Genomic DNA, 350 nt, shown 5'->3' with positions numbered 1-350 from the left:
CGCACCGGAGCCGTCCCCACCGACACCCCCGGGAAGGCCGGGCAGACCGTCACCATCAGCGTCGACGCCGACGGCAACCTCACCGGCCCCATCCCCGACAGCCAGGAAAACACCGCCCTCGCGGTGACCGCCGCCTGCGGGATCTGGGCACTCACCGCCGGCACCGTCCTGCTCGCCACCGCACTCGCACACCGACTGTTCCACCGAAACCGGCTGCGGCGCTGGGCACAGGAATGGACACAGTTCGACACACCACGGAGATAGCACCCCAGCACCGGTAGCGCTGAACCCTGGGCGGCCGCGCTGCACCCGACGACATCTCGGTCAAGCCCCAGCGCGACCCAGCCCAA

1 protein-coding gene is annotated in these 350 nt (G+C 70.6%); it reads left to right on the top strand.

What is annotated here, in order from left to right; all coding sequences use genetic code 11:
- A partial coding sequence (locus MLGJGCBP_RS44410) for an Rv1733c family protein (protein ID WP_442972155.1) occupies positions 1-264 on the top strand: 264 nt, incomplete at its 5' end.
- Positions 265-350: the final 86 nt, after the last annotated feature.

This window comes from Rhodococcus sp. T7, from assembly GCF_009872365.1.
GTDB lineage: Bacteria > Actinomycetota > Actinomycetes > Mycobacteriales > Mycobacteriaceae > Rhodococcus_F.
This window is presented reverse-complemented; position numbering and strand designations above follow the sequence as displayed.